We start from the raw sequence: 8,498 nt of genomic DNA, 5'->3' as shown, positions 1-8,498 counted from the left end.
AGGCTGCCGTGCCGATGCTGGTGGACCGGCTGATGCCGGGGCCGCTGGCCGGGCTGGTGTTCGGCGCGATCACGGTGGGCGCGCTGGTCCCCGCCTCGGTGATGTCGATCGCGGCCGCCACGAGTTTCGTACGCAACGTGTACGTCGAGTACGTGCATCCGACGGCCACGCCAAAGCGGCAGGTGCGCATCGCCCGTGCGGTGTCGCTCACCGCGAAGGTGGGCGCGGTGGCATTCGTGTTCGGGCTGCGCGACCAGGACGCCGTCAACCTCCAACTGCTGGGCGGGGTGTGGATCCTGCAGATCTTCCCCGCGGTGGCCGTGGGGCTGTTCACCGGGCGGCTGCACCCCCGGGCGCTGCTCGCCGGGTGGGGCGTGGGCATGGTGACCGGCACCCTCCTGGTGGTGCGGGAGGGCTTCTCCTCCATCGTGCCCCTCGCCACCGGACGGCCGCCGCTGGAGATCTACGCGGGGCTCGCCGCCCTGCTCCTCAACCTGATCGTCGCCGTGGCCGGGACCGCGGCCCTCGAACGCCTCGGCGTCCCGCGCGGCGCCGACATGACCGACCTGCCGTCGCGCCTGACCGTCAGGCGGCGCCCCGAGACGGGAGCCAACAACCCGTGAGACGCAGACAGCACACCCCCGTCACGCTGACGCCGGTGCCCCGGCCCACCGGTCCGGCCGGGCCCCTCGCCCCCGCCGTGAGCGACCCGGACGAGCTGGAACGCGAGGCCGGTGTGGCCCGCCTGTTCGAGCGGCACTACGCCTCGATGCTGCGCCTGGCGGTGCTGCTCGGCGCCGACGATCCGGAGAACGTGGTGGCCGAGGCCTACTACCAGATCTACCGGAAGTGGCGGCGTCTGAAGGACACCGAGGCGGCGGAGGCTTACCTGCGCTCCACCGTCTGCAACCTGACGCGGATGCGCATACGCCACCTCCAAGTGGCCCGCAGGCACGAGGAGAAGCCCACGGAGGAGGTCGTCGCCTCCGCCGAGAGCACCGCACTCCTCCACGACGACCAGCGGGTGCTGATCCGCGCCCTCCAGCAGTTGCCCGCCCGGCAGCGGGAGGCGCTCGTGCTGCGGCACTGGCTCGGACTCAAGGAGCAGGAGATCGCCGCCGCGATGGGGATCTCCTGCGGATCCGTCAAGACCCACACGGCGCGCGGCATCGCGGCCCTGACCCAGGCGATGGAGGCCCGGCGATGACGCATCGAGATGCGACTCCCTCGCGTGGCACCAGTCCGGACCGTACCGAGCGGGAGCTGCGCGAGGCCCTCGCCGCGCTGGCGGACGGGGTGCACGCCGCCCCCGACGCCTACCGGACGGCACGCGGCACGTGGCTGCGCCGCGAGCGCCGGCGCCGTCTCGTCCTCGCCGTACTGGTCGCGGTCGTCTTCACCCTGGCCACGCTGATCGGGCTGTGGGTCTTGAACCAGACCCCGTCGGACCCGGGGGTGATCTTCTCCGGTGCGGGCACCGCGAGCATGGGTACGCACCACGCGGCGTCACTCCCCCGGCCCACCCCCTGATTGCCCCCTCACCCCATCGGGAACCCGCTCCCCGTGCACCCGCGGATCGAGGACTACGCACTCATCGGCGACGAACAGACCGCCGCCCTGGTCGGCCGGGACGGGTCCATCGACTGGCTGTGCCTGCCCCGCTTCGACTCGCCCGCCTGCTTCGCCAGGCTGCTCGGCACCGAGGAGCACGGCCACTGGAGGATCGCGCCCAGGGGCGCCCACCTGTGCACGCGCCGGGCCTACCGTCCCGACACCCTCCTCCTCGACTCCCACTGGGACACCCCGGACGGCACGGTCCGCGTCACCGACTTCATGCCCCAGCGCGACCGCGCTCCCGACGTCGTACGCGTCATCGAGGGCCTGGAGGGCCGGGTCACCGTGCACGGTGAGCTCCGGCTGCGCTTCGACTACGGCTCGATCGTGCCGTGGATGCGACGGAGCGACGATCACCGGGTGGCCGTGGCAGGACCGGACTCGGTGTGGTTGCGCAGCGAGCCCCCCGTGCGCACCTGGGGCGAGGACTTCGCCACCCACTCCGAGTTCACGGTCGGCAAGGGGGACAGGGTCGCCTTCGTCCTGACCTGGCACCCCTCGCACGAGCCCCGCCCGGCCCTCGTCGACCCGTTCGAGGCGCTGGACAGCAGTGTCGAGGACTGGCGCGCATGGGCGTCCCGGTGCCGTTACCGCGGCCCGCACCGGGACGTCGTGGTCCGCTCGCTGATCACCCTCAAGGCGCTCACCTACGCGCCCACCGGCGGTATCGTCGCGGCCCCCACGACCTCCCTGCCGGAGTCCCTGGGCGGCGTACGCAACTGGGACTACCGCTACAGCTGGCTGCGGGACTCCACACTCACCCTCCAGGCCCTGCTGGCGGCCGGCTACCACGAGGAGGCCGAGGCCTGGCGCGACTGGCTGCTGCGCGCGGTCGCCGGCAACCCGGCGGACCTGCAGATCATGTACGGCATCTCGGGCGAGCGGCGGCTGCCCGAGTACGAGCTGCCCTGGCTGCCCGGTTTCCACGGCTCGGCGCCGGTCCGGGTCGGCAACGACGCGGTGAAGCAGTTCCAGCTGGACGTGTACGGCGAGGTGATCGACTCCCTGTCGGTGGCCCGCGGCGCGGGTCTGCCCGTCAGACCGCACATGTGGCGGGTGCAGTGCGCGCTGCTGGAGTTCCTGCGGACGGCCTGGCGGCAGCCGGACTCGGGGCTGTGGGAGGTGCGCGGGCGGCGCCGCCACTTCGTGTACTCGAAGGTGATGGCTTGGGTGGCCGCCGACCGCGCCGTGCGCACCCTGGAGGAGCACCCGCACCTCGACGGCGACCTCGACGGCTGGCGGGCCATGCGGGAGGAGGTGCACCGGGAGGTGTGCGAGCGGGGTTACGACCCCGAGCGGAACACGTTCACCCAGTACTACGGCTCACGTGCGCTCGACGCCTCGCTGCTGCAGATCCCGCTCGTCGGCTTCCTGCCGCCGGACGACCCGCGGGTGACCGGCACGATCGACGCGGTGCGCGCGGAGCTGTCCTGCGACGGCCTGCTGTTGCGGTACGACCTGCGGCACACGGACGTGGATCCGCTGCCGGGTGGGGAGGGCGCGTTCCTCGCGTGCTCGTTCTGGCTCGCGGACGCCCTGCACCTCACCGGCCGCACGCACGAGGCCCGGGAGCTGTTCGAGCGGCTGATCGGGCTCTGCAACGACGTCGGTCTGCTCGCCGAGGAGTACGACCCGGTGACCGGCCGGCAGCTCGGCAACTTCCCGCAGGCGTTCAGCCATCTCGGCCTGGTGGGGACCGCCCTCGCCCTGGACGGGGGCGAGAAGGCAGGATAGGGGCCATGGATCTTGGACTGAAGGACCGGGTGTACGTCGTCACCGGGGCGACCCGCGGGCTGGGCAACGCGGCCGCGCGGGAACTCGTCGCCGACGGGGCGAAGGTGGTGATCACCGGCCGCGACGGGAAGCGGGCCGAGGAGGCGGCGGCGGAGCTGGGCGCGAACGCCGTGGGCGTGGCCGCAGACAATTCCGACCCGCAGGCGGCTGCCCGGCTGATCGCGACGGCCCGTGAGCACTTCGGCGGCTTCGACGGCGTCCTGATCAGCGTCGGCGGACCGCCGGCCGGAAGGGTCGCCGACAACACGGACGAGCAGTGGACGGCGGCGTTCGAGTCGGTGTTCCTGGGCGCGGTGCGGCTGGCGCGCGGGGCCGCCGCGGAGCTGACCGAAGGTGGCGTCATCGGGTTCGTGCTGTCCGGTTCCGTGTACGAGCCGATCCCGGGGCTGACCATCTCCAACGGGCTGCGCCCCGGCCTCGCGGGCTTCGCCAAGTCCATCGCGGACGAGCTGGGCCCGCGCGGCATCAGGGTCGTCGGCCTGCTCCCGGCCCGCATCGACACCGACCGGGTGCGCGAGCTGGACGCCCTGTCCCCCGACCCGGAGGCGGCCCGCGCGGCCAACGAGTCCCGCATCCCGCTGCGCCGCTACGGCACCCCGGAGGAGTTCGGCCGCACGGCCGCGTTCCTGCTGTCCCCGGCGGCGTCCTACCTGACCGGCATCATGGTCCCGGTGGACGGCGGAGCACTCCACGGCTTCTGAGCCGGGTACGGCCGGCCCAGATCCTCGGGCCCGCGCCGGACGCCCCTCGGCTGCCCACCGGCCCGGGGTCCGGCGCCGGGCCCCGGGCGCAGCCGACCGACGGCCCCGGGTCCATGACGAACGCGCCGCCGGCGTACCCCGGCAGGCACAGCCGCCCAGGCCCGCGCGTCCACGGGCCTGGTTCGGCGCACGTTCGGCGCACGTCTATTCGCCGACGCCCGCCAGATCCCGCAGCCGCCGGGCCTGGGCGGCCCGTTCCGCCGCGCGCTGGTCGTCGTAGGTCCGCTCCTGCGCGCCGCGCAGCAGTGCCTTGGTCTCGATCACGGCGTCGCGGGGCGCCGCGAGCAGGGCGGTCGCCAGATCCCCCACCGTCTCGTCGAGCTGGTCGCGCGATACGGCGATGTTCGCGAGCCCGGTGGTCACTGCTTCCTCGGCACCGACGAAGCGGCCCGTCACGCAGATCTCCAGCGCACGGGCATAGCCGACCAGCCCCACCAGCGGATGCGTGCCGGTGAGGTCCGGTACCAGGCCCAGGCTGGTCTCCCGCATGGCGAACTGCACGTCGTCCGCGACGACGCGCAGGTCACACGCGAGGGCGAGCTGGAACCCCGCTCCGATCGCATGCCCCTGGACGGCGGCAACGGACACGATGTCGCTCTGCCGCCACCAGGTGAACGCCTCCTGGTACCCGGCGATGGTGGCGTCCAGCTCCTCGTCGCCGCTGCGCGCGAGGTCGATGAAGGTCGGCTCGCCCTCGATCCCCTCGGGCGTGAACATCTGACGGTCCAGCCCGGCCGAGAACGACTGACCCTCGGCACGCAGCACGACCACGCGGACCGAACCGGGCAGCGCCCGCCCGGCCTCCGTCAGCGCCCGCCACAGAGCGGGGCTCTGCGCGTTGCGCTTGGCCGGGTTGGTCAGCGTCACCGTGGCGATCGCCTCGTCGACGGTGAGCCGTACGCCGTCCTTGTCGAGTACCGGGTCGAGCGAAGCCATGGGGCGCCTCCGATGGGTGCGGTCAGCAGCGGATGCCGTGGCACGGCATCCTAAGTGACTGCACAGTAACCACCCGGTCGGATGGGGGCACCCCCAGGTCCTTAAGGCACTGGGGGACTGACCGACCGGGTGGCCACCACCGAAGCCGATGAGCCGCCCGGCGTCAGGCCGACTGGGCCTTCTTGCCCCGCGTCGCCCCGCCACGCCCTCGGAGCGTGACGCCCGACTCACTGAGCATCCGGTGGACGAAGCCATACGAGCGGCCGGTCTCCTCGGCCAGCGCCCGGATGCTCGCACCGGAGTCGTACTTCTTCTTCAGGTCTGCCGCGAGCTTGTCGCGCGCGGCGCCGGTCACCCGGCTGCCCTTCTTCAGAGTCTCGGCCACCCGTGCCTCCTCATGGGAAGTGCGCTCTGGTCTCCTCATGATCACCCCTCCGGGGCGCGATGGCCACCCATTCGGCAAGGTCCGTGCGACAAGGTTGTGACGACAGGAGCGCGTCCCCACGAGTGGAATCCGGGATTCCGACCGGTCGCGTCCGTACACCCGAACGGGTTCATCGGAGAATCACCAGGTCAGCGACGCGCGACGGCCGAGCTCGCTTCCTGGAGCGACTCGGCCCTCGAATCGGTGCAGGACACACCCGGGTACGAGGAGATCTCACACAGATGAGGGATCACGGATCGGCCGAATGATCCATACGCAGTGGATCAGCCGTTCGATCAAGCGCCCCTGACCGCCCGGCGCGGGGCGGTCAGGCGAGCGTGACGAGGTCGGCGTAGTCCGCGCCCCACAGGTCCTCGACACCGTCCGGCAGCAGGATGATCCGCTCCGGCTGGAGCGCCTCGACCGCGCCCTCGTCGTGGGTGACGAGCACGACCGCGCCCTTGTAGGTGCGCAGCGCGCCGAGGATCTCCTCGCGGCTGGCCGGGTCGAGGTTGTTGGTCGGCTCGTCGAGGAGCAGCACGTTCGCGGACGACACCACGAGCGTGGCGAGGGCGAGACGGGTCTTCTCACCGCCGGAGAGGACGCCGGCGGGCTTGTCCACGTCGTCGCCGGAGAACAGGAACGAGCCGAGCACCTTGCGGACCTCGACCAGATCCATGTCGGGCGCGGCGGAGCGCATGTTCTCCAGCACCGTGCGGTCGGGGTCGAGGGTCTCGTGCTCCTGCGCGTAGTAGCCGAGCTTGAGGCCGTGACCGGGGACGACCTTGCCGGTGTCCGGCTGCTCGACGCCCGCGAGCAGGCGCAGCAGGGTGGTCTTGCCCGCGCCGTTGAGGCCCAGGATGACGACCCGGGAACCCTTGTCGATGGCCAGGTCGACGTCGGTGAAGATCTCCAGGGAGCCGTACGACTTCGACAGCCCCTCGGCCATCAGCGGGGTCCTGCCGCAGGGGGCCGGCTCGGGGAAGCGCAGCTTGGCCACCTTGTCCTGCTGTCGGACCTCGTCCAGGCCGGCCAGCAGCTTCTCGGCGCGGCGGGCCATGTTCTGCGCGGCGACCGTCTTGGTGGCCTTGGCGCGCATCTTGTCGGCCTGGGCGTTGAGCGCGGCGGCCTTCTTCTCGGCGTTGGCGCGCTCCCGCTTGCGGCGCTTCTCGTCGGCCTCGCGCTGCTGCTGGTAGAGCTTCCAGCCCATGTTGTAGACGTCGATCTGCGCGCGGTTGGCGTCCAGGTAGAACACCTTGTTGACGACCGTCTCGACCAGGTCGACGTCGTGCGAGATGACGATGAAGCCGCCGCGGTAGGTCTTCAGGTAGTCCCGCAGCCAGATGATCGAGTCCGCGTCCAGGTGGTTGGTCGGCTCGTCGAGCAGCAGCGTGTCCGCGTCGGAGAACAGGATGCGGGCCAGCTCGATACGGCGGCGCTGACCGCCGGAGAGCGTGTGCAGGGGCTGGCTGAGCACCCGGTCGGGCAGGTTGAGCGCGGCGGCGATGGTCGCGGCCTCGGCCTCGGCGGCGTACCCGCCCTTGGTGAGGAACTCGGTCTCCTGGCGCTCGTACTGCTTGAGAGCCTTCTCGCGGGTGGAGCCCTTGCCGGTGGCGATGCGCTGTTCGTTCTCGCGCATCTTGCGGATCAGGACGTCCAGGCCGCGCGCGGAGAGGATGCGGTCCCGGGCGAGGACGTCCAGGTCGCCGGTGCGCGGGTCCTGCGGCAGGTAGCCGACCTCGCCGGAGCGGGTGACGGTGCCCGCGGCGGGGATGCCCTCGCCGGCAAGGACCTTGGTGAGGGTGGTCTTCCCCGCGCCGTTGCGGCCGACGAGGCCGATGCGGTCGCCCTTGGTGACGCGGAAGGTGGCGTTCTCGATGAGGATGCGGGCACCGGCGCGCAGCTCGATGCCGGAGGCGGAGATCACGGACAGACTCCTGGGCTGGGGGTCCCCGCTGCTCGAGCGAAGTCGAGAGCTCCGGGGAGGTGGCGGGATGGACGGCTGAGGACGTTCCCGCCGTCTAATGCGCGAGGAGAATGGCCATGGGCCCCAGTCTAACGGGGCGGTGCAAGCACTTTTTCCCGTACGCGGCGTCCCGGGGCTGCGACGTCCGTCGTCGCGGGAGGGTGACGGCGGTGGTGTGACGTTCGCTACGCGGCGCGGAGAGTACGCGCCGACACGGCGCACGAGGGCGCGACGCGGCCGGTGTGTCCCCCGTTAGGGCCACGGCCCGGCGTCGTGCGGTGGGGTGGTGCGAGGCTGGCACTCCCGGTGCCGGCCCTGTCGTCGAACTCCCGTCGTCCGTCGCGTTGTCGGTGGCCGGTGCCAGACTGAGCGACAGGCCGGGATTCGGACCGGACACCGGAGGGAGTGACGGCGATGGCGGGCATGGACGGCAGGCGTCCGAGCATCTGCCCGGCGCTGCTGTACGCGGACGCGAAGGCGGCGATCAGGCAGCTCACGGAGGCCTTCGGTTTCACGGAGCTGTCGGTGTACGAGGGCGAGGACGGATCGGTGCTGCACGCCGAGCTGGTGCAGGGCAACGGTGTGGTGATGCTGGGTTCGAAGGGCCGCGGCGGCCCCTTCGACGAGGCGATGAGGGGAGCGGGTCCGTGCGGGGTGTACGTCGTGGTGGACGACGTCGACGCACACCACCAGCGGGCCGTGGAGCACGGCGCGGAGATCCTGATGCCCCCGACGGACCAGGACTACGGGTCGCGGGACTACATGGCCCGGGACGCCGAGGGCAACATCTGGAGTTTCGGCACCTACGCCCCCGAGACAGCCGCCTGACGACCGCTGTTCGAGGTGGTCAGCTGCCTCCGGTGTGGACCTGGAAGGCGGCTCGGCGCACGGCCTTGGCGAGCGCCGGGTCCGGGTGGGCGGCGGCGAGCGCGACCAGGACCTGCACCGTACGGGGGTGTCCGACCGCGCGCACCTCGTCGAGCAGCGCGGGCACGGTGGCCTG

Annotated in this window: 8 protein-coding genes and 1 pseudogene; 6 read left to right on the top strand and 3 right to left on the bottom strand. The window is 71.9% G+C overall.

Going from position 1 to position 8,498, the window contains the following annotated elements:
• The 5 genes and pseudogenes from C3488_RS38350 to C3488_RS38330 form a co-directional block, all read left to right on the top strand.
• Window positions 1-623 (top strand): annotated as a pseudogene (locus C3488_RS38350) (sodium:solute symporter); the annotation flags it as partial.
• Complete coding sequence (locus tag C3488_RS38345) at window positions 620-1,207, top strand: sigma-70 family RNA polymerase sigma factor (protein WP_374955491.1); 588 nt, start codon at window positions 620-622, stop codon at window positions 1,205-1,207. The pseudogene C3488_RS38350 and the gene C3488_RS38345, both read left to right, overlap by 4 nt.
• Window positions 1,204-1,530, top strand: coding sequence for a hypothetical protein (locus tag C3488_RS38340; protein ID WP_103845457.1), 327 nt, complete (start codon window positions 1,204-1,206; stop codon window positions 1,528-1,530). Before C3488_RS38345 ends, C3488_RS38340 begins: the two co-directional genes overlap by 4 nt.
• A 33-nt stretch (window positions 1,531-1,563) precedes the next feature.
• The gene (locus C3488_RS38335; protein WP_103845456.1) at window positions 1,564-3,348 is read left to right on the top strand and encodes a glycoside hydrolase family 15 protein; all 1,785 of its coding nucleotides are present in this window, start codon (window positions 1,564-1,566) and stop codon (window positions 3,346-3,348) included.
• 5 nt (window positions 3,349-3,353) lie between these two features.
• On the top strand, window positions 3,354-4,109 hold the full coding sequence (locus C3488_RS38330) for an SDR family oxidoreductase (protein ID WP_103845455.1): 756 nt from the start codon (window positions 3,354-3,356) through the stop codon (window positions 4,107-4,109).
• Window positions 4,110-4,313: 204 nt separating this feature from the next.
• On the opposite strand, the gene C3488_RS38325 is transcribed toward C3488_RS38330, so the two are convergent.
• The 3 genes from C3488_RS38325 to abc-f form a co-directional block, all read right to left on the bottom strand.
• A complete protein-coding gene (locus C3488_RS38325; RefSeq protein WP_103845454.1) occupies window positions 4,314-5,105 on the bottom strand; it encodes an enoyl-CoA hydratase/isomerase family protein in 792 nt (263 codons plus the stop codon).
• Between the two features lie 163 nt (window positions 5,106-5,268).
• Entirely contained in the window at window positions 5,269-5,490 is a 222-nt protein-coding gene (locus C3488_RS38320; protein ID WP_030578326.1) for a helix-turn-helix domain-containing protein, read from the bottom strand.
• Window positions 5,491-5,857: 367 nt separating this feature from the next.
• The gene (abc-f, locus tag C3488_RS38315) at window positions 5,858-7,456 is read right to left on the bottom strand and encodes a ribosomal protection-like ABC-F family protein (protein WP_103845453.1); all 1,599 of its coding nucleotides are present in this window, start codon (window positions 7,454-7,456) and stop codon (window positions 5,858-5,860) included.
• Between the two features lie 453 nt (window positions 7,457-7,909).
• Here abc-f and C3488_RS38310 point away from each other — a divergent pair, with 453 nt between their 5' ends.
• Window positions 7,910-8,323 carry a VOC family protein gene (locus C3488_RS38310; RefSeq protein ID WP_103845452.1) on the top strand — a complete coding sequence of 138 codons (414 nt, stop codon included), beginning with the start codon at window positions 7,910-7,912 and terminating at the stop codon, window positions 8,321-8,323.
• The last annotated feature ends 175 nt before the right edge of the window (window positions 8,324-8,498 follow it).

The sequence above is a fragment of the Streptomyces sp. Ru72 genome, assembly GCF_002920635.1.
GTDB lineage: Bacteria > Actinomycetota > Actinomycetes > Streptomycetales > Streptomycetaceae > Streptomyces.
Note: the sequence above shows the minus strand (reverse complement) of the source record. Positions and strands in the feature narration are given on the sequence as shown.

Bases quoted from the DNA above. Each gene is read 5' to 3' on its own strand.
- C3488_RS38325 (WP_103845454.1), bottom strand. From the start codon at position 5,105: ATGGCTTCGCTCGACCCGGTACTCGACAAGGACGGCGTACGGCTCACC.
- C3488_RS38330 (WP_103845455.1), top strand. From the start codon at position 3,354: ATGGATCTTGGACTGAAGGACCGGGTGTACGTCGTCACCGGGGCGACC.
- C3488_RS38310 (WP_103845452.1), top strand. From the start codon at position 7,910: ATGGCGGGCATGGACGGCAGGCGTCCGAGCATCTGCCCGGCGCTGCTG.
- C3488_RS38340 (WP_103845457.1), top strand. From the start codon at position 1,204: ATGACGCATCGAGATGCGACTCCCTCGCGTGGCACCAGTCCGGACCGT.